Source organism: Azoarcus sp. Soil_N_20, from assembly GCF_057656155.1.
Genome location: NZ_JBDGKX010000002.1, coordinates 41,072 through 61,138, shown reverse-complemented (window position 1 = coordinate 61,138; position 20,067 = coordinate 41,072). Strand labels below are relative to the sequence as shown.

Annotated in this window: 16 protein-coding genes and 1 pseudogene; 10 read left to right on the top strand and 7 right to left on the bottom strand. The window is 66.1% G+C overall.

Annotation, left to right across the window (positions count from 1 at the left end):
* Positions 1-987 (top strand): annotated as a pseudogene (locus AC3A35_RS04800) (sigma-54 interaction domain-containing protein); the annotation flags it as partial.
* A gap of 38 nt (positions 988-1,025) precedes the next feature.
* On the opposite strand, the gene AC3A35_RS04795 reads toward AC3A35_RS04800, so the two are convergent.
* The 4 genes from AC3A35_RS04795 to AC3A35_RS04780 all read right to left on the bottom strand — a co-directional run bounded on the left by AC3A35_RS04795 (position 1,026) and on the right by AC3A35_RS04780 (position 8,026).
* Positions 1,026-1,655: a 3'-5' exonuclease gene (locus tag AC3A35_RS04795; RefSeq protein ID WP_487434778.1), complete on the bottom strand. Its 630-nt coding sequence runs from the start codon at positions 1,653-1,655 to the stop codon at positions 1,026-1,028.
* A gap of 105 nt (positions 1,656-1,760) precedes the next feature.
* Entirely contained in the window at positions 1,761-3,206 is a 1,446-nt protein-coding gene (gene tldD / locus AC3A35_RS04790; protein ID WP_487434777.1) for a metalloprotease TldD, read from the bottom strand.
* Positions 3,207-3,276: 70 nt separating this feature from the next.
* The gene (locus tag AC3A35_RS04785) at positions 3,277-4,107 is read right to left on the bottom strand and encodes a carbon-nitrogen hydrolase family protein (protein ID WP_487434776.1); all 831 of its coding nucleotides are present in this window, start codon (positions 4,105-4,107) and stop codon (positions 3,277-3,279) included.
* 13 nt (positions 4,108-4,120) lie between these two features.
* Complete coding sequence (locus AC3A35_RS04780; protein WP_487434775.1) at positions 4,121-8,026, bottom strand: YhdP family protein; 3,906 nt, start codon at positions 8,024-8,026, stop codon at positions 4,121-4,123.
* A gap of 286 nt (positions 8,027-8,312) precedes the next feature.
* Between AC3A35_RS04780 and glnE the strand changes: the two genes are divergently transcribed.
* From glnE to AC3A35_RS04755, 5 genes are all read left to right on the top strand, one after another.
* Entirely contained in the window at positions 8,313-10,997 is a 2,685-nt protein-coding gene (gene glnE, locus AC3A35_RS04775; RefSeq protein WP_487434774.1) for a bifunctional [glutamate--ammonia ligase]-adenylyl-L-tyrosine phosphorylase/[glutamate--ammonia-ligase] adenylyltransferase, read from the top strand.
* 107 nt (positions 10,998-11,104) lie between these two features.
* A complete protein-coding gene (locus AC3A35_RS04770) occupies positions 11,105-12,613 on the top strand; it encodes a CYTH and CHAD domain-containing protein (protein WP_487434773.1) in 1,509 nt (502 codons plus the stop codon).
* 84 nt (positions 12,614-12,697) lie between these two features.
* A complete protein-coding gene (locus AC3A35_RS04765) occupies positions 12,698-13,150 on the top strand; it encodes a SixA phosphatase family protein (RefSeq protein WP_487434772.1) in 453 nt (150 codons plus the stop codon).
* Positions 13,151-13,337: 187 nt separating this feature from the next.
* Positions 13,338-13,895 carry a DUF2062 domain-containing protein gene (locus AC3A35_RS04760; protein WP_487434771.1) on the top strand — a complete coding sequence of 186 codons (558 nt, stop codon included), beginning with the start codon at positions 13,338-13,340 and terminating at the stop codon, positions 13,893-13,895.
* Between the two features lie 83 nt (positions 13,896-13,978).
* Positions 13,979-14,902, top strand: a complete 924-nt coding sequence (locus AC3A35_RS04755; RefSeq protein ID WP_487434770.1) for a hypothetical protein — start codon at positions 13,979-13,981, stop codon at positions 14,900-14,902.
* 87 nt (positions 14,903-14,989) lie between these two features.
* Here the strand turns inward: AC3A35_RS04755 and mnmA are convergent, their stop codons facing one another.
* The 3 genes from mnmA to AC3A35_RS04740 are packed head-to-tail and all read right to left on the bottom strand — an operon-like array spanning position 14,990 to position 17,250.
* Positions 14,990-16,114 (bottom strand): tRNA 2-thiouridine(34) synthase MnmA, encoded by a 1,125-nt coding sequence (gene mnmA / locus AC3A35_RS04750; RefSeq protein WP_487434769.1) that lies wholly within the window; start codon positions 16,112-16,114, stop codon positions 14,990-14,992.
* Positions 16,104-16,781, bottom strand: a complete 678-nt coding sequence (locus tag AC3A35_RS04745) for a hypothetical protein (protein ID WP_487435364.1) — start codon at positions 16,779-16,781, stop codon at positions 16,104-16,106. Before AC3A35_RS04745 ends, mnmA begins: the two co-directional genes overlap by 11 nt.
* 16 nt (positions 16,782-16,797) lie before the next feature.
* Complete coding sequence (locus tag AC3A35_RS04740) at positions 16,798-17,250, bottom strand: NUDIX hydrolase (protein WP_487434768.1); 453 nt, start codon at positions 17,248-17,250, stop codon at positions 16,798-16,800.
* A 152-nt stretch (positions 17,251-17,402) separates the two neighbouring features.
* Between AC3A35_RS04740 and AC3A35_RS04735 the strand changes: the two genes are divergently transcribed.
* From AC3A35_RS04735 to AC3A35_RS04720, 4 genes are all read left to right on the top strand, one after another.
* Positions 17,403-18,323 (top strand): branched-chain amino acid transaminase, encoded by a 921-nt coding sequence (locus tag AC3A35_RS04735; protein ID WP_487434767.1) that lies wholly within the window; start codon positions 17,403-17,405, stop codon positions 18,321-18,323.
* 15 nt (positions 18,324-18,338) lie between these two features.
* Positions 18,339-18,533, top strand: coding sequence for a zinc-finger domain-containing protein (locus tag AC3A35_RS04730; RefSeq protein WP_487434766.1), 195 nt, complete (start codon positions 18,339-18,341; stop codon positions 18,531-18,533).
* An 85-nt stretch (positions 18,534-18,618) separates the two neighbouring features.
* Positions 18,619-19,053: a YybH family protein gene (locus tag AC3A35_RS04725; protein ID WP_487434765.1), complete on the top strand. Its 435-nt coding sequence runs from the start codon at positions 18,619-18,621 to the stop codon at positions 19,051-19,053.
* 3 nt (positions 19,054-19,056) lie between these two features.
* Complete coding sequence (locus tag AC3A35_RS04720) at positions 19,057-20,055, top strand: hydrolase (protein WP_487434764.1); 999 nt, start codon at positions 19,057-19,059, stop codon at positions 20,053-20,055.
* Positions 20,056-20,067 lie beyond the last annotated feature (12 nt).

Genomic DNA, 20,067 nt, shown 5'->3' with positions numbered 1-20,067 from the left:
GCGCCGTCCAGCAGGGCGCCTGCCGTACCGGGCATCATCAGCCGGAGCGAATGCATGCAGGCGCTACTGGAGGACGCCCGACTGCTCGCGAGCAGTGACGCGAGCGTGCTGATCCAAGGTCAAAGCGGAACCGGCAAGGAGCTTCTGGCGCGTTTCATCCATCAGGCCAGTCCGCGTGCGACAGCCCCTTTCATTGCCATCAACTGCAGCGCCATTCCGGAGAATCTGCTGGAATCCGAGCTCTTCGGACACGTTCGCGGTGCGTTCAGCGGCGCGACCAGTGCCCACACCGGACTGTTCGAAGCCGCCCACGGCGGCACACTATTCCTCGACGAGATCGGCGATATGCCGCCCGCCCTGCAGGCAAAGCTGCTGCGCGTGCTGCAGGAGCGGACGGTCCGCGCAGTCGGGGCAACCTGCAGCCGCGCGGTCGATGTCCGCATCCTGTCGGCAACCCATCACGACCTCATGGCCGCACTGGCAAGTGGCCGGTTTCGTGACGATCTCTATTACCGGATCAACGTGGTCAGTCTGGCCCTGCCTTCGCTCAACGAACGCCGCGAGGACATCCCGTTGCTTGCAGAACACTTCCTGAGCGAGATCGGCCGCCGCGACGGCAAGCGCCTGCGCGGTTTTTCGCGCCAGGCACTGCAGGCGCTGAGTCTCGCGGACTGGCCGGGAAACGTCCGGGAATTGCAGAACGTGGTGGAACAGGTCTGCGCCCTGAGCACGACCGCGCAGGTTCCGCTTGCCCTGGTCGAACGCGCACTTCGGGTACCACCGGTCAAACGCTTCAGCTACGCGGAAGCCAAGACCCGCTTCGAACGCGACTACCTGACCCAGTTGCTGATCCTGACCTCGGGCAATGTCTCCGAGGCGGCACGGATCGCAGAACGCAATCGCACCGAATTTTATCGGCTGCTACAGCGCCACAGCCTCGACCCCATCCTGTTTCGCTGCGACCGGGGCGATGACGCCACCGCGTGATGCCGCGCCGGCGCGTGTTGCGGGCGCCAGGGGCTGCGTCACACCGCGACGACCCCGAGCTGGTCGCGAAAGCGCTCGACACAGCGCTCCAGCTGGACGCGCGGTGTTCGTTGCACGGCAAGCAGCAATTCGAGACTGAGACCCGCCAGGCAAAAACGCTGCGCCAGCGTCTGGCTCAGGTGCAAGAACAGATTGGCTGTGGCCTCCGCGTCGGCCAGGGCGCGGTGATAGCGGCCGGTGGCCGGTAGCCGTAGCGTGCTGACCAGGGTGGCGAGCTTGTGATTGGGGGCCTCGGGGACGAGGCGACGCGACAACAGCAGCGAACAGACGAAATCCGCTGCACTGCGCCGGCCCACGCGCTGCAACTCCGCATTCCAGAACTTGCGATCGAATGCCGCATTGTGGGCAACCAGCGGGTAGGCGCCGACAAAGTCCGCGGCCTCGCGCATGACCTCCTCGGCCGGCGGTGCGCTGCGTATCATGGCGTTGGTGATACCGGTCAGCGCCTGGATCTCGTATGGAATGAAGGCACCGGCGTTCATCAGGCTCTGATAGCGGTCGACCACGCAGCCATTGTCCACCAGTACGACCGCGACTTCGGTCGCCCGGGCGCCGAGCGCGGGCGACATACCGGTGGTTTCGAAGTCGATGACGGCATAAATACTCAAATCTGCTTCCTTTTCCGACTGGTGGACTGACACGCATCGCGGGAGGACGCGGCCCCGTCGATCACCTCTGGGGCCGGAGACGCGTGACCGGTGGGGTAGGCTCGCTCAGCCCGTGCCACCGACCGTCAGCCCGTCGATCCTCAGCGTCGGCTGGCCGACTCCGACCGGCACGCTCTGGCCATCCTTGCCGCAGGTTCCCACGCCGGGATCGAGCGCCATGTCGTTGCCGATCATGCTGACCCGGGTGAGCACATCGGGGCCATTGCCGATCAGCGTGGCACCCTTCACCGGGCGGGTCACCTTGCCGTTCTCGATCAGATAGGCCTCCGCGGTGGAGAACACGAACTTCCCCGACGTGATGTCGACCTGGCCGCCGCCGAAATTGACCGCATACAGGCCCTTCTTGACCGACTTGATGATCTCGGCCGGATCCTTGTCGCCGTTGAGCATGTAGGTGTTGGTCATGCGCGGCAGCGGCAGATGGGCATAAGACTCGCGGCGGCCGTTGCCGGTCGGCGCCATGCCCATCAGGCGTGCATTCATGGTGTCCTGCATGTAGCCGGTCAGGATGCCGTCTTCGATCAGCACCGTGCGCTCGGTCGGGTTGCCCTCGTCGTCGATGGTCAGCGAACCGCGCCGGTCGGGAATCGTGCCGTCGTCCACCACGGTCACGCCCCGGGCCGCCACCTGCTGGCCGATCATGCCGGAAAAGGCCGAACTGCCCTTGCGGTTGAAATCGCCTTCGAGACCGTGCCCGATCGCTTCGTGCAGCAGGATGCCCGGCCACCCCGGACCGAGTACGACCGGCATGGTGCCGGCGGGCGCCGGACCGGCGCTGAGGTTGACACTGGCCTGATGGACCGCCGCACGCGCATAGTCGTGCAGACGGTCGTCACAGAAATAACCATAGTCGTAGCGCCCGCCACCCCCCGCGCTGCCTTGCTCGCGCTGGCCTTTGTCTTCCATGATCACGCTGATCGACACCCGCACCAGCGGACGCACGTCGGCCGCCATGTGGCCGTCGCTGCGCGCCACCAGCACCACCTCCCACGAGCCGGCAATGTGTGCCATGACCTGGGTGACGCGCGGATCTTCCTCGCGGGCAAAACGCTCGAGGCGCTCGAGCAGGCTGACCTTGGCGGTATCGTCGAGCGAATCGAGCGGATCGTCGGCCCGATAGAGCCGGGTGCGCGATTTGTGCGGCGCGATGGCCATCGTGCGCCGGCGACCGGCGCCAGCGATGGCCCGGGTGGCGGTCGCGGCATCGACCAGCGCGTCTAGAGAAATGTCATCGGAATAGGCAAACGCGGTCTTCTCGCCACTGATCGCGCGCACTCCGACGCCTTGCTCGATATCGAAGCTGCCCGACTTGACGATGCCCTCTTCGAGGCTCCAAGCCTCGGAGCGGTGATACTGAAAGTAGAGATCGGCGTAATCGATGTCGTGCCGCATCAGCTTGCGAAACACTTTCTCGAGTTCGGCCTCGCCCAGCGCATAGGGCGACAGCAGGTAACGATCGGCAACTTTGAGGGCGTTCTGGCTTTTACTCATCATGTGTCCAGTATGGGCGCTGCCGGTTTGACCCGGCCAGCGCAAATTCGATCGGTTCTTGTTGCGCCGCTTACGCGAGGCAACGGTGGCGCAGTGCCGGAAGGCTGTCGCGGATCGATGCCATGCGGGCGAAATCGAGTTCGCCCGTAACTACGCCCGGCCCGCTGTCCACACACGCGACCACCTCCCCCCAGGGGTCGACGATCATCGTATGCCCCCAGGTCATGCGCCCGCCCGGATGCTCTCCACCCTGCGCAGGCGCCATTACGTAACACTGATTCTCGATCGCGCGCGCACGCAGCAGCACTTCCCAGTGCGCACGACCGGTGGTGTAGGTGAAGGCCGCGGGCAGGATGATCAGGTTGACCGCAGCCATGGCGCGGAAGAGCTCCGGAAAGCGCAGGTCGTAGCATACCGACAGGCCGGTGCGGCCGACCGGCGACTCGAAGGTGACGACCTCGCGGCCGGGCTCGATGGTCACCGCCTCGTCGTAGCGCTCGGCGCCACGCTGAAAGCCGAACAGGTGGATCTTGTCGTAACGTGCCACCTGTTCGCCGCGGTCGTCGAATACCAGCGTGCTGTTGCGCACCTTGTCGTCCGCGTCCGCCACCAGCGGCAGCGTTCCGCCGACCAGCCAGACACCGTGGCGCCGCGCGGCCGCGCGCAGAAAATCCTGGATCGGCCCCTCGCCCTCGCGCTCTCGCACCCGTACCTTGGCCGCTTCGTCCGGGGTGATCAGCGCAAAGTATTCGGGCAGGGCAATCAGGCGGGCGCCCTGCGCAGCGGCCTCCGCAATCAGTACCGCAGCACTGTCCAGGTTGGCACCGACATCCGGACCGGAAACGGTCTGGATAGCGGCAATCTTGACGTTTGCGGGCAGGGTGGCGGGATTGTCGGGCATCAGCCGGTTTTCCTCATTGTGTGGCGCCGGCCGGCGGCGGACTGGCGGGCGGGCTGGGGATCAGTCCACCCACCGGCGAGGCCAGCTTCTCGACCACCGGATCGCTCCAGCTGCCGGTGATCGCGTAATCGTAGGCGAACAGTTTCTCGATCGGGTCGCTCAAGGCTTTCTGTGCGAGATAGGTCACCACCCCGGCCACCGGATTGATCAGCCCCGCCGCCGCACCGATCGCGATCGATTCCGACAGCGTCGGCTGCACGGTGACCCGCAGGTTTTGCGTTTCGGCCGCAATGTCCGCGGTGCCACGCATCAGCACACGCGCCGCGGGCCCACGAATCTCGAGGGTGTCGCTGTGCATCACGCCGGCCGCGACATCGATGCTACCGGAAATGCGATCGAAGGCGAATCCCTGGGAGAACACGTCGCGAAAATCGAGCGTGATCCGCCGTGGCAGGGCCTGCAGACTGAGGATACCCAGCAATCGCCCCACGCCCGGCTCGAGTTGCTTGAACTGTCCCTTTTCCGCATCGAGATCGAGCTTGCCGGAAAGGGTCGGGTAGTCGATCGCGGTCGGCGCGCCATGCCACTCCAGCTGCCCGCCCAGCGTGGCGCGCCCTCCTCGAACCGCGTCGGGGTAACCGAGCGCCTGGGTGAAGCGGCCGATGTCCGGTGTTTCGAGAACGAAGTCGAGCTGGGTACGCGGCTCCTTGCCGGGACGCCACAGCCCGTTCCCGCCCAGCCGGCCATCCGGATGAACGAGGGCGAAGCGCTCCAGCCACCACTCGCCACCGCGGTTGCGCGCCAGCACTTCCAGTCGGCCCAGCGCGCGCTCGCCCAGCGAAAACTGGTCGATCCGAATGTCGAGTCCGGGAAGCCGGCGTGGGGGCACGGTCTGATCAGGCGTCTCGTCGCCCTCACGGCGCGCATCGCCACCGCTGATCGCCAAGCGCCGGAAGCGCGCCGCAAGGATGCCCTCCCCCGCCTCGCGCCAATCGAACTCGCCCTGCGCTTCGGTACTGTCCAGCCTGGCCTTCCATCCCCCTTCATCGGCCACCCCACGCAGTTTGAGCGCATTGAGTTGCTGCCCGAAAACCTGCAAGCGCTGCACTTCGAGGGCAATCCCGGCAAGCGGCAAGAGCGCTCCGGAGGTGGCCGCGGACTCCTCGGGGCCTTGATCTTCGCCCCCCGCCTCGAGCGCGCGCCGCCAACCGTCCACATCCAGCTGCTCCAGCTTCGCAGCAACCAGTATCCCCTTGTCCGCCATCCGCACCGGCTGGAATATGCCCACGCCACCACGGCTGATCACGCCGTCGGCGTCACGTTCGAGCGAAGCTTCCACGCGGTCGGCGAGCTTGACGCTGATCGTCGCCGCGCCACCGCCCGCCGGATAGACCAGATCCACTGCCAGCGGCCAGCGCTCGGTCGCGCCCTTGTTGAGCGGATAGGGCAGACTGGAACCCACCCCATCGAGCTCCGAACGGATCTCGACCCGGGTGCCGGCGCGCCCGACCGCAACGTCGGTCTGCCAGCCGACGGCGCCCGACAAGTGATCGAGTACCGGCCAGTCGCGCCCGGCACGCAGCGCGGAAACACTGATCCCGCCGCGCACCTTGAACGCCACCTTGCCATCTGCCGAGGTGGCCGCGCTCAATTGCAGCGGCTCCCCGAACAGGTGTGCGCGCGCCTCGGGAATGCTCAGTTCGTCGGCCGTGAAGCGCAGGCGGCCCGCGGCTTCCTCCATCGGCGGCAATCCATCCACCACCCACAGCCGGTTGTCCGCAAAGCGGTACTCGCCGCTCACCGCGGTATCGGTCACGTTGCGCAGCGGCATCACCAGTTTGAGATCGAGCGTGCCGGTTCCGTCGGCACGCATGTGATCGGTGAAGCCATCGATCCGCCCCGCCACCGGGCTCTCGTTCACAAAGCGCAGAAAATCGGCCGTCGTCCCGTTTGCTGTGCCGGTCAAGGTCATGGTCTCGCTCGGCATCACATCAAGGTCGGGAACCTTGGCCGCCACCTTGCTCAGGGCAACACCAAAGATACGCCCGCTCTCTGCCTCTATGCTCATCCCCGGTCCCTCGAAACGGACCTCACCGTTGATGCCCTCGATCGGTGGCCAGTCGGGTGCGTAGTCCAGGCGGCCGTTGGCCACCTTGATCGCGACCAGGAACTGCCCATTGCCGTCACGGAAAGGAAACTCGTCGAGCCGGCCCTTGAGCTTGAACCGGACGTCGGGCACGGTGGCCCGACGGATCGCACTGCGAACCCAGTCCTGCGTCTTGGGACTGATGACCCGCGGCAGGTAGCGCCAGACTGCGGTGCCGTCGGCCCGGGTCAGGCGGGCCGACAGATCGATTTCCCCGGTCCCGCCCGGCTCCAGCCAGTACCGTCCGGCGGCGTTTCCGGCCGCATCCGCGTTGTCGAAAGCGGCTGAATCAAGGGCGATCTCGAGCCGACCGTCGCGCCGCGTCCACCCTCCATCGGCCTTGAAAGTGGAAAACAGCAAGCGCGGGTTCTCGAACACCGCGGGCAAATCGACATGGGTATCCCGGCCCGCGAGCAGGAAGCGTCCGCTCTGTTCGTTGCCGTCGACCTCACCCGACAGCCCCCCGACGCCCGGCAGTGCCTCGCGCGCCGCAAGCCCGATCCCCTCGAAACGCGCGCCGAGCTTCCACGACCGCGGCGCATCGACCTCGCCCTTCCAGTCGAGCGCCAGATCGCGGACGATGCCGCGCGGATCGAACGCGGCAAGACGCGATCGCACGCTGTCGGCGAGCGGCAGGTGGGCGGCCAACCGGGCGAGCGCGGCGAAATCGAGCACATTGGCCGTCAGTGTCCCTTCCGCCGGCTTCTCGCCCACCGCATGCTGCATGCGCAAGCCGATATCGGTCGGCTCGAGCACCACTCCGTCACGGGTGGTCAGCGCGAGTTTGCTCGCCTGCACTTCGAATCCCGCAGGCGAGCGCCTGGCCGAGATATGTCCGGCGAGTCTTGCCAGGTTCAGTTCCGGGAGCCCCGCGGCAAGACGCGAGACGGCGTCGTCGAGCGCCACCTCGGCGGTCAGTTCGGCGCTGTCCGCACCGTCGACGTCGAGCCACAGGCGCACCCCACCCTGCCCGGAAAGTTCGACGGGGTAATCGACCCAGGGCGTCCACCCGCCGAGGTCGGCGCGTTCGAGTTCCACATACAGGCGGCCGACCGTGGCCCCCGGATTCATCGCATCGAATCGCCGCAGCTCGCCGCGCACATCCAGTGCAGAGGCCAGCTCGGCGGGCGGTTCGGCACGAAGCGCAAAGCGCCGATGCCGAAAACGCTGTTCGAACGAGAACTCGACCCCGTGCAGATGCAACGGCGGCGCGGATCGCAGTTCGTCGGTCCACGACAGCGTGGCATTGCGCACGACGACCTTGCGCTGCGCCAGCAACCAGTCGGCAAAGCCGCCATCCTGCCCGCCGCCAACGACCCGCAGTCCACCGATCACCAGCGCGCCATCGGCTTCGCGGCGAGCCTCGATCGCGGGGCCGACAATCTCCAGCAAGTGAAAATAGGGGCCCAGCCGGATCAGCGAGGTCCACGCCAGGGTGGCATCGACCCGTTCCAGGCGCAACGCGGACCGTCCGGCCGCGTCGCTCACCTCGAGTCCGGCAAGGTGCAGCCGCGGACGCAGGCCGGACCAGTCGGCGCTCAGCATCTCGATCCTGACCGGCAAGCCGCCGACCCGCGACAGCTCGGCGGCGATCTGCTCCCGATACTCGCCGAGCTGCGGCACCACGGCCCAGCGCAACACCAGAAACAAGCCGCCGAACAGGAACCAGGCGAGCACCAACGCAAGCCCGAGGATGCGCGGCAGGCGGCGCAGCATCCGCCAGCCGCCGCTGGCTGCGGGCGACTTCTCCGGCGTGGACGCGGCAGTGCTCATCGGCACTGCCACACGGCGCCCGTAAACGACCGGGTGCGGCGAACAGGGGAGCAAAAATGGTTGCGGCCGGTGGTGAGGCGCATGGCGGGCCTGGTTACGATTTAAAGGGGCGCATGGCGCGCCATCCCGTTGCGCAGCATATCGGCATTGTGCCCGACCGGCGCGCAGACATCAGCCGGCGGCGGGAGGCTTGGCTACAATCGTGGTCTTGACCTCGTTTGCCCCTTCTCGTACCCCACCGGGCCGGAAGGCGCGAATTCTACCAATGTTCGGGAGCGCCTCGCCCATGTCCCTCGATTCTGCCATGTTGCCAGATGTAATTCGTCATGGAGCCGGACTGTCGCGCTTTCTGCAGCGCGCACTCGACAGTCGGCCCTGGCTGGCAGCCCGTCTCGGCACCAGTATCGACCGGCCGCTCGACGCCGACGCGATGCGCGCATTCATCACCGAACTCGGCGCCGATGAATCCCGCCTGCGCCCCACCCTGCGCCATCTGCGCACCTGGGTCCTCTGCCACCTGATCGTGCGCGATCTGTCGGGGCGGGCGACGCTCGCCGAGGTCACCGAAACCATGACCGTCCTCGCCGAGGTCGTCGTCCGCCATGCCCACGACGTGCTGCGGGACGCGCTGGTGCAACGCTACGGCCTGCCGCTGTCTGCCTCCGGGTGGGAGCAGGAACTGCTGGTGATCGGCATGGGCAAGCTCGGCGGCCGCGAGCTCAACGTTTCGTCCGATATCGATCTGATCTTCGTCTATCCCGAGGACGGCGACAGTGGCGGCAAGAAGGTGATCAGCAACTTCGAGTTTTTCGAGCGCCTCGGCAAGCAGCTGATCCAGGCGCTGGCCGAAGTCACCGAGCACGGCCAGGTGTTCCGGGTCGATATGCGGCTGCGTCCCAATGGCGACTCGGGGCCGCTGGTGGCGAGCTTCGACATGCTCGAGAACTATTTCATCACCCAGGGCCGCGAATGGGAACGCTATGCCTGGATAAAATCGCGGGTACTCGCCGGCGAGCGCTGGCGCGAACTGGAGCAGATCGCCCGCCCCTTCGTGTTCCGCAAGTATCTCGATTTCGGCGCAATCAACGCCATGCGCGACCTGCACGCACAGATCCGGCGTGAAGTGGCGCGCCGCGATCGCGCCCACAACATCAAGCTCGGCCCGGGCGGTATCCGCGAGATCGAATTCATCGCCCAGGTCTTTCAGCTGATCCGCGGCGGTCGCGACACCGACCTGCAGGTGCGCCCGACCCTGGCGGTACTGGCGCGGCTCGCCGAACGCGGCATCCTCTCGGCAGGGGCGGTGCGCGAGCTGAGCGATGCGTACGAGTTCTTGCGTCGGCTCGAGCACCGCCTGCAATATCTGGACGACGCCCAGACCCACGACCTGCCGGAGAGCGATGTCGATCGCGAGCTGATCGCGCGGGCGATGAACTTTGCGGATCATGCCGGCCTGATCGCCGAGCTCGACCGGCACCGGGCGATCGTCAGCCAGCATTTCGATTCGGTTTTTGCCGACCCGAACAACGAGGATCACTCGCTCGACACGGTGTGGGCGATGGCCGAAGACACCGAGCAGTCCGCCCCGGTGCTCGCCGAACTCGGCTACCGCGACCCGGCGGCCGCGGCAGCGCGGCTGGCCACGATACGCACCGGCTCGCGCTATCAGCAGATGCCGAACCACATCCGCAGCCGTCTGGACGCGCTGATGCCCCGCGTGATCGCGGCGGCAGCCGCAACCGCCAGCGCCGACGAAACCCTGTCGCGCTGCCTCGACCTGCTCGAGGGCATCAGCCGTCGCGGCTCCTATCTCGCGCTGCTGCAGCAGTATCCGCAAGCGCTGAAACGGGTGATCGACCTCGTGGGCGCCTCGCGCTGGGCGGCCGAGTACCTGGGCCGCCATCCGATCCTGCTCGACGAGCTGCTCGACGGCCGCGACCTCGAGGCCGCGCCCGACTGGGTCCGCTTCCGCACCGATCTCGCCGCCAGACTCGACGCCATCGAGCCCGACATGGAACGGCAGATGGACCTGATGCGCGAGCAACATCATGCCCAGTCCTTCCGGCTCTTGACCCAGGACATCACCGGTCTGCTCACGGTCGAGAAACTCGCCGACCATCTGTCGGAACTCGCCGACATCATGGTCGCGCTCACCATCCCGCTGTGCTGGCGCAAGATCAAGATCCGCCATCGCGAGACCCCGCGCTTTGCGGTGATCAGCTACGGCAAGCTCGGCGGCAAGGAGCTTGGTTACGCGTCGGACCTGGACATCATTTTCCTGTACGACGATGACGCCCCGGAGGCGACCGAGGTCTACACCCGGCTTGCCCAGCGCGCCAACACCTGGTTGTCCAGCCAGACGGCAGCCGGCATCCTGTTCGAGACCGACCTGCGGCTGCGCCCCAACGGCGACTCCGGGTTGATCGCGTGCTCGCTCGAAGCCTTCCGCAAATATCAGCTCGAGTCCGCCTGGGTATGGGAACACCAAGCCCTGACCCGCGCCCGCTTCAGCGCCGGCGATCCGGCGCTGGGCGCGGCGTTCGAGCGGATCCGCTGCGAAGTGCTGCGGCTGCCGCGCGAGCGCGACAAATTGCGCACCGAAGTACTGAGCATGCGCGACAAGATGCGTAGCGCGCATGCCGGCAAGAGCAGCCTGTTCGACCTCAAGCACGACGGCGGCGGCCTGGTCGACGTCGAGTTCCTGATCCAGTATCTGGTGCTCGGCTATGCCCACGAACACCCGGAGCTGACCGGAAATCTGGGCAACATCGCCCTGCTGCGGATCGCCGGCGAACTCGGACTCATTCCCGCCGACCTCGCAATGGCCTGCGGCGACAGCTACCGCCAGCTGCGCCACCTCCAGCATCGGCAGCGACTCAACGGCCTGCCGTCGCGCGTGGCGCCGCAGGAGGTTGCCCAGGCGCGGACGCCGGTACAAACCTTGTGGGAGATCGTCTTCGCCCGAAGTTGAAATATTTCATGTCATGAGAACGTGCATGACGCCCATTTTTGAGCCGGCTAGAATGGCTGTCAGTCCATTTTGCGAACGCTCGCCCGTCACCACGGGCGCGCCACCCCATGAGCCAGGAAATCGAACTCAAGCTGACCCTTCCCGCCCGTGCGCTGCCGGCACTCAAACGCCATTCGCTGGTCGCGGGCGCAAGCAAGGAGGGCAATGCGGTCATCCTGGACAACACCTACTACGACACCCCCGAGCTCACGCTCAAGGCGCGTAAAGTCGGGGTTCGCACCCGGCGCCAGGGACGCCAGTGGCTGCAGACGGTCAAGTGCGCTGCGGTGTCCACCGGCGGGCTGTCCCAGCGCCCCGAGTGGGAGCAAGCCTATGCGAACGGCTTCGACTTCTCGGCCATCGATGCCCCGGACGTCGCGAAGCTGCTGTCGCGCCACAAGGATGAACTGGTACCGGTGTTTACGACCCGGTTCCGCCGCGAAACTCGGCGCTACAGCCCGCGCCCCGGAGTGAGCATCCTGATGATGATCGACCGCGGCACCATCGAAGCCGGTGGGCGCAGCACACCGATCTGCGAACTCGAACTCGAACTGGTCGACGGCAAGCCGCTCGACCTGCTCGAACTGGCCTGCGAACTGGCGCGCAACCTGCCCCTGATGCCGGGCGATATCTCCAAGGCACAGCGCGGCTATCAGCTCTTCCTCGACCTGCCGCAACGTCCGGCCAAATCCGAGACGGTGCCGCTGTCACCCGATGAAACCGTGATCGACGCCTTCCGCGACCTCGCCCATGGCTGCCTGCGCCAGTGGCAGGCCAATGCCGCCGCGACGGCCGACGGCCACGACGGACCGGAGTTCATTCACCAGTTGCGGGTTGCCTTGCGCCGCCTGCGTTCGCTGATCAAGCTGTTCGCTCCGGCCTTGCCCGGCGAATTCGTGACCGCCTGGAACGAGCGGCTGCGCGACAATGCGAACCGCTTCGGCGATGCACGGGATCTGGACGTGCTCTATGAGGAGTTTCTGGCCCCGGCCGAAGCCGTCGGCCTGGCCGACGGCAGCGAGAGCGGTCTGCCGCGATTGCTCGAGATCGCCAACCAGGCGCGCCAGGCTGCGCGCAAGAACGCCCTGCACAATCTTGCCCACTCCAACCAGGGCCGCCTGCTGCTCGAGTTCAGCACCGCGCTGCAGCGCCTGCCCACCAGCAACCTGATCGCCTCGGTCGACCTCAAGACCTTTGCCCGGCTTCAGCTGAACCGTCTGCGCAAGCGCGCGCGGCGACGCCATGAAGCGTCGGCCACCTTGGTTCCCACTCATCTGCACGCGCTCCGCATCGCAATGAAACAGCTGCGCTATGGCCTGGAGTTCCTTGGCGGGCTGTTTCCGGCACGTGCGGTGGAGCGCTACCTGCTGCAGGTCACCGATGCCCAGGGAACGCTCGGTTTTCTCAACGATCTCGATATTGCCCGCGGCCGTCTCGAAGCCTGGGCCGGCAAGCAGGGGGATCTACAGGCCGCCGCCGCCTTCGTCGTCGGCTGGCATGGCCCCCGTTACGCCAAGCTGCGGCGGCGGGTCCTGCAGGAAACCGAGCCCCTGCTGTGGGGCAAGACCCCATGGTGACAACCCGGCGCGCACCGCCATTGCTGTCATGGCGGTGCAAGATCGCACTGTTACGCTGAGCGCCCCGAGTATATGGAGCACCCGATGGACCTGTTGCTGTGGCGTCATGCCGAAGCGGTGGACGGCACCCCCGACCACTCCCGCGAACTCACCGAGCGCGGTATGAAACAGGCGCACAGGATGGCTGCGTGGCTCGAGATCAATCGCCCCAAACGGCTCAAGGTACTGGTCAGCCCGACGACACGCACGCGGCAGACCGCCACCGCGTTCACCAACGATTTCGAAGTCGTCTCCGCACTCGGCCCCGACGGCGGCGTCTCCGATCTGCTGGCCGCATCCGGCTGGCCGGATGCCGGTGGCGCAACCCTCATCGTCGGCCACCAGCCCGGGCTCGGGCGCCTCGCCGCGCTGCTGCTTTCCGGAATCGAGGCCGACTGGACGATCAAGAAAGGCGCACTGTGGTGGTTCACCAATCGGGTACGCGACCACGAGAGCCAGACCGTGCTGCGTGCGGTCATTCCGGCAGATTTCGCCTGACCCGGCCGGTACCGACCGGCTAAGGTCGCCCCGCAGCGGGGGAATTATCGCGATCCGGCGGCGTCTGACTGACGAGCCGCACGTACCATGTCCACCTGCACACCACCCTTTGCAAGTGCGTGTGAGCGAACACGGTTGTGCTGCCCGATTCTTTGCGTAAGATGCAGCGTCTCCCACGGATCGGACCATGCTGAAGCGCTTCCTGCCCACCCATGAAAGTATCAAGCAAAGCCGTCTGCTGCGCTGGCTCGGGCCGCGCATCCACGATCCCTTGTTGTGGCACTTCAACCGACGAGCCGTTGCACGCGGGGTCGCGATCGGGGCCTTTTTCGGGCTGATGGTCCCCATCGCCCAGATTCCCGCTGCCGCGGTGATGTCCCTTTTCCTGCGGGCAAACCTCTGGATCGCTGCGATCTCGACCCTGATCAGCAATCCGTTCACTTACGCGCCCATCTACTACTTCGCGTACCGGCTGGGCGCCAGCCTGATCGGTGCGCCCTTGCCCCGGGATGAGGCCGGTCTGAGCCCCGATGTGGTGCCGTCGGCCGGGGTAGAGCAAATGACCGAACTATGGGCCTGGATTACCGGCATCGGTCAGCCCCTGGTACTGGGCATGTTGCTGATTGCGGTTTCCGGCGCCACGATCGGCTACTGGGGGGTGCGCTTCTTCTGGCGTATCAGGGTGCTGTCGAAACGCCGCCGCATGCGCAGTGCACGGGCCCGTGCACTGCAAAATGCGTCCTGATCGCCGAGCGAGCGCTTTTTCGCGGTGCACGATCGGCGTATCCTCGCGCCTAAGCCCCACCCCCACCACGAACCGACCCCGCCATGAACCAGGCCCCGCCCAATGGAACGATCGACGTCATCGACGGCATCAAGCGCGTGTACGTCGATGGCTATTGGATCAAGGCTTACGACCCGCCGGCCGATTCCCTGCAGGCCAAGAAAACCCTGATCCAGGCCCTGACCCGGCGCTTGTTCAACCACGTCGAGCACGGCATCAACATCCCCGGAAAGCGCCTGGCAGAGGCGCGTCTCGCCTATGAGCAGGAACAGGACCCGGCGCGCAAACGGGTGAAGGGTGCCATGCTGGCGGGCGCGATGTTCAACCGGGCGACCGACATTTTCACCAAGCTGGTGGAACTGCAGGAACACGGCATCGAGATCGAGGTCGATAACGCCCTGATGTGCGAGTGCGGCATGTGCCTGGAGGAGGCGCTCACGCTCGGGCGCATGGTGCTGCACCGCAGCGGCGAGGAGGGTATCGACGAACTCTGGGGCGAGCCGTTCCGCGCCTTTTCGATCCCGGTGGAGGCTTTCTACGAAAGCCGTTATGTCAAGATCGCCCAGACGCTGCGCGACATCGACCGCATCGCCGAGGTAATGATCGAGACCTTCGCGTCCGACCCGCTGTTCGTCGGCATCGACAGTCTGGTCACGCACTTCACCGACCTCGCCAAGGACAAGTGCGAGACCCTGCGTACCGACGGCGATATCTTCGACGTGTGGGCCGAATTCGTCGTATCGTCGGAGAAACTCGCCGCGTTCGCGCCCCATCTGCCGGAGCCGATCGATGCAGCCACCCTCCAACGCTCGGCCGACGGCATGCGGCTCATCCTCCAGGGACGAGATCTGCTGACCTACATCAGCCGCGCCCGCGTCACCATGCCCAAGAGTACCCGCGAGTACATCGAACGCTGCGAGCAGTATGCCCACGCCTTCGCCATTTCATCTCCGCCGGCCTCCGGATGACGCGCCGGCATCGACACCACACCCGGCCCCGGGACCAGGCCTCGCCCGCACCCCCGCCGCATCAGACCCCCACAGGCCCGAAGGCGCTCACGCGATGATCCCGCCGCCCAGACAGACCTTCGATTCGTAGATCACCACGCTCTGCCCGGGTGTCAGCGCCCACTGCGGCTCGGCGAAGACGATCTCGGCACGACCGTCGGCGATCGTATCGATTTCGCACGGCATGTCGGGCGTGCGATAGCGCGGCTTGGCGGTATACACCCAGTGGGTATGGGGATCGCGTCCGCCTATCCAGTTGAGGTCGATGGCGGCAAGACGATCCCTGAGCAGGGCCGGATGCGCATGGCCCTGCACCGCATAGAGCACGTTGGCCTTGACGTCCTTCTTCGCCACATACCAGGCGTCGTGCTCGCCCGCCTCATCCTGGTTGCCCTTGATGCCTCCGATGTGGAGGCCCTTGCGCTGGCCGATGGTGTGATACATCAGGCCCTGATGCTCGCCCAGCACCCGGTCGTCGTCGAGTGCACGAATCTCGCCCGGCCGGGTCGGCAGGTAGCGCATCAGGAACTCGCGGAACGGCCGCTCGCCGATGAAGCAGATCCCGGTCGAATCCTTCTTGGTCGCCACATGCAGGCCGGCGGCCTCGGCAATCTTGCGCACCTCGCGCTTGTACAGGGTCCCCAGCGGGAACAGCGTCTTCGACAGCTGCGCCTGGTTCAGGCGGTAGAGGAAATAGCTCTGATCCTTGGTGCCATCTTCGGCCTTGAGGAGCTGAAACTCGCGCCGGCCGTCACTCTCCCACTCCCGCACCTGCGCATAGTGGCCGGTGGCGATGCGGTCGGCTCCGAGCGCCATCGCGTGGTCGAGGAAGCAGCGAAACTTGATCTCGGAATTGCACAGGATGTCCGGATTGGGCGTGCGACCGGCCTCGTATTCGCGCAGGAAGTCGGCAAATACCCGATCCTTGTACTCCGCGCTGAAGTTCACCACTTCCAGGTCGATGCCGATCACGTCGCACACCGAGGCGACGTCGACCAGGTCCTGGCGCGTCGAGCAGTACTCGGCGTCGTCATCGTCTTCCCAATTCTTCATGAACAGCCCGGTGACGTCGTAACCCTGGCGCTTGAGCAACAGCGCAGTCACCGCCGAGTCGACGCCGCCGGACATGCCGACCACCACCTTGCTTCCACCCCGATCCTGCTTACTGGACATTCGGTCCCTCTCCATCCAACCAGTTGGCCAGAGGCAGCACGATCGCCGCCTCGCCGTTGTCGACAAACCAGCTGTCGATCGCATAACGCTCGCCCGGCCGGCTGTCGGACATCGCCATGGGCTCCGGCCGGGGTATATCAGTCAGGACACCGGCGCAATCGCACAGGACCAGCAACATGGGCACATGATCGGGCACCTCGGGCTCGGGCTGCAAGCCCGCGGGCGGTTCGATCTCTTCGATCACCGCACTGAAATGCTGCACGACGATGCGACTGCGGCGAGCCGGCGTCAGCACCCGGTGATAGCGCAGCATGCCGCGCGCCTCGAGCAGTTCGAGAAAGCGCGTGGTGGTGGTCGAATGATCGATGCAGTCCATGCGCCCCTCGGCGGCATGGTCGAGGTAGTTGCCTGCGCGGTCGGCACCGATCGGGGTCTGCCGGCCGGCGATAGCGTACAGATTCCCGATCACCGCGGCCAACACCGCGCGCTCGGCGGACGGATCGTGCGCCTCGTGCAGCCGCGCACGCATGTGCTCGAGCTGCGTGTCGCCAAAGCTGACGTCATCGTGTGCGTTGCAACCGTAGTTGTAGCAGACCGGCACCCGCACGCCTTGTGCACAAGCAGGCAGGGCCAGCAGCAGGGCAAGGAGCCAGACCACCCCAGGCATCAGTCGCACCGCCGCATCAGTCATAATGCCGGAGCAGTTCCAGGCCATAGCGCCGCCCGGCGAGCCAGTCCTCCACGCACTGCACGATCAGCGGACTGCGATGACGATCGCGGCTCGCCCGCAACTCGTCCACCGTCATCCACAGCGCGCGCACGATACCGTCGTCCAGGGCCTGACCGACCCGTTCCTCGCCGACCGTGCCGCCAAAGGCAAAGCGCAGGTAGGTGATGTCTCCCTGCGGCCGCGGCCACTGATAGACGCCGACCAGGTACTCCGGAACGAAAGGGTATGCGGTCTCCTCGAGCGTTTCACGAATGGCGGCGTCCACGAGCGATTCGCCCTCCTCGAGATGTCCGGCCGGCTGATTGAAGCGCAAGCCCTCTGCCGTTTCCTCCTCCACCATCAGGAAGCGGCCATCGCGCTCGATCACCGCGGCGACGGTGACGTTCGGTTTCCAGCTTCGATCCATGATGCGTCCGTTGCGCAAAGACCGGCATTTTAACCCGCGGCCCGCGAAAGCTCGTCACCGAGATCGGAACGCTCCGTTTGCGCTAGAATTCGACAGTTAAGCCCGGCGCCACCGGGCGCATTCGAATACTTCTCATTGGTGGAGAACCTGTTATGTCCATGGCTGATCGCGACGGTTTCATCTGGCAGGACGGCAAGCTCGTCCCGTGGCGCGAGGCGACCACGCACGTGCTGACCCACTCCCTGCATTACGGCCTGGCCGTGTTCGAGGGCGTGCGCGCGTACAACACCGTCAATGGCACCGCGATCTTCCGCCTGGCCGAACATACCCAGCGCCTGATCAACTCAGGCAAGATCTACATGATGGACATCCCGTTCAGCAAGGACGAGCTGATGGAGGCACAGAAGGAAGTCGTGCGCGCCAACAAGCTCGAATCCTGCTACCTGCGTCCGCTGGCCTTCTACGGTTCGGAAAAAATGGGCATCTCCACCCGCGGCGCCACCGTTCATGTGGCCATCGCGGCGTGGCCGTGGGGCGCCTACCTCGGCGAGGAGGGGCTGGAAAAAGGCATCCGGGTCAAGACCTCGTCCTACACCCGCCATCATGTCAATTCCACGATGCCGCGCGCGAAACTCGCGGGCACCTATCCGAACTCGATCCTCGCCAACCTCGAAGTGACCCAGCACGGCTACGATGAAGCCCTGTTGCTCGACAACCAGGGTTTCGTCGCGGAAGGCGCCGGCGAGAACCTGTTCGTGATCAAGGACGGCAAGATCTTCGAACCCGAGATCGCCTCCGCACTGACCGGGATCACCCGCGACTCGATCATCACCATCGCCCGCGAGTTCGGGTTCGAAGTCCAGGCCAAGCGCCTGACCCGCGACGATGTCTACCTTGCCGACGAAGCCTTCTTCACCGGCACCGCGGCCGAAGTCACCCCGATTCGCGAACTCGACGACCGCATCATCGGCGAAGGCAAGCGCGGCCCCATCACCGCCAGGCTCCAGGCCCGCTTCTTCGACGTGGTCAATGGCCGCGCCCCGGAATACGACAACTGGCTGGCCTACGTCTGACAGGAGACCCGCACCATGGCTGAACTCAAGGATCGACCCGTGGCGGTTACCGCCCACGACCTGCCGCTGCATTGTCCGCAACCGGGCGCTCCACTGTGGGCGCAACACCCGCGCGTGTTCCTCGACGTGCTCAAGGAAGGCACGGCTACCTGCCCCTACTGCAGCACGAAATATGTGTTCACCGGCGAGCGCCCCAAGGGGCACCACTGAGCGCGCTCGACCGCGGCTCCCCGGCGCCGTGTGCAATTTGCACGAGCCGGGCGGCCATTGTCACGCTGCGCACCGGGCCGCGATCGTGAGCGAAGCCGTGTTCGCCTCGGCCGCCGACGCAGAGGCCGCTTTTTACGACGCCCTTGCCCGTTCCGACTTCGACGCCATGATGGCCGTGTGGTCGGAGGAAGACGAGGTCGTCTGCACCCATCCGGGTGGTCCACGCATCGTCGGTCTCGACGCGGTGCGAGAACTGTGGCGCCAGATGCTTGCCAACGACGTACGTCTCGATGTACGCATCACGCACCAGGTGGTGGTCAGCAGCACGCCGGTACTGACGGTACACAGCGTGCTCGAAGAGATCGCGGAAGCCGGCAACAAGCGAGGCGGCCCACCGATCGTCGCCACCAACGTTTACGCCCGCGGCGCCAATGGCTGGCGGATGGTGATGCATCATGCGTCGCCCACCCCCGATCTGGCGGATCTCCAGCCCCACGGCAGTCCGCGCGTGGTGCACTGAGCCATGCCCGGGCATGGCTACCAGGCTCCGTGGTGGCTGCCGGGCGGGCATGTCCAGACCCTCCACCCCCTCACCCGCAGGGACGCCGCACCGCCCTACCGGCGCGAGCGCTGGAACACCCCGGACGGCGATTTCATCGATCTCGACTGGCTCCCTGCCCCCCTTGCCGACGCACCACTCGTGGTGCTGTTTCACGGCCTCGAGGGCTCCAGCCGCTCCCCCTACGCGCGTGCCCTGATGCGTGCGGTCGCGGCTCGCGGTTGGCGTGGCGTCGTCCCGCACTTTCGCGGCTGCAGCGGCGAGCCCAACCGCCTTGCGCGCGCCTATCACTCAGGCGATAGCGAAGAGCTCGACTGGATCCTGCGCCGGCTCGAACATCATGCCGGGACCAACCCGCTGTTCGTCGCCGGCGTCTCGCTCGGTGGAAACGCGCTGCTGAAATGGCTCGGCGAGCGCGGACCGGCGGCGAACGGCATCGTGCGGGCGGCAGCGGCGGTCTGCCCGCCGCTCGACCTCGCGATCTCGGGCCATGCGCTCGGACGCGGTTTCAACCGCGTTTACACCCGGCACTTCCTGAACACGCTCAAGGCCAAGGCACTGCACAAACTGATACGCCATCCCGGGCTGTTCGACCGCAGCGGTGTGCAGCGCGCGCGCAACCTGTTCGAGTTCGACGACGTCTATACCGGCCCGGTGCATGGCTTTGCCGGTGCCGCCGACTACTGGAAGCGTACCTCCTCGCGGCCGTGGCTGTCCGGCATCCATGCCCCGACCCTGCTGCTGTGCGCGGCCAACGACCCCTTTGTTCCGGTCGAAGCGCTGCCGTCGGCAGCCGAACTGAGTGCTGCACTGACCTTCGAATGCCACCCCCAGGGTGGCCACGTCGGTTTCCCCGCCGGCGTCGTGCCCGGCACGCCGGAGTGGCTGCCGCAACGCCTGCTGCAACATTTCGATTCAGTACTGTGCGCAAATCCGGCCGCCTCGGCGCCTCCCGGCGGCTGAAACCGCGGAGCC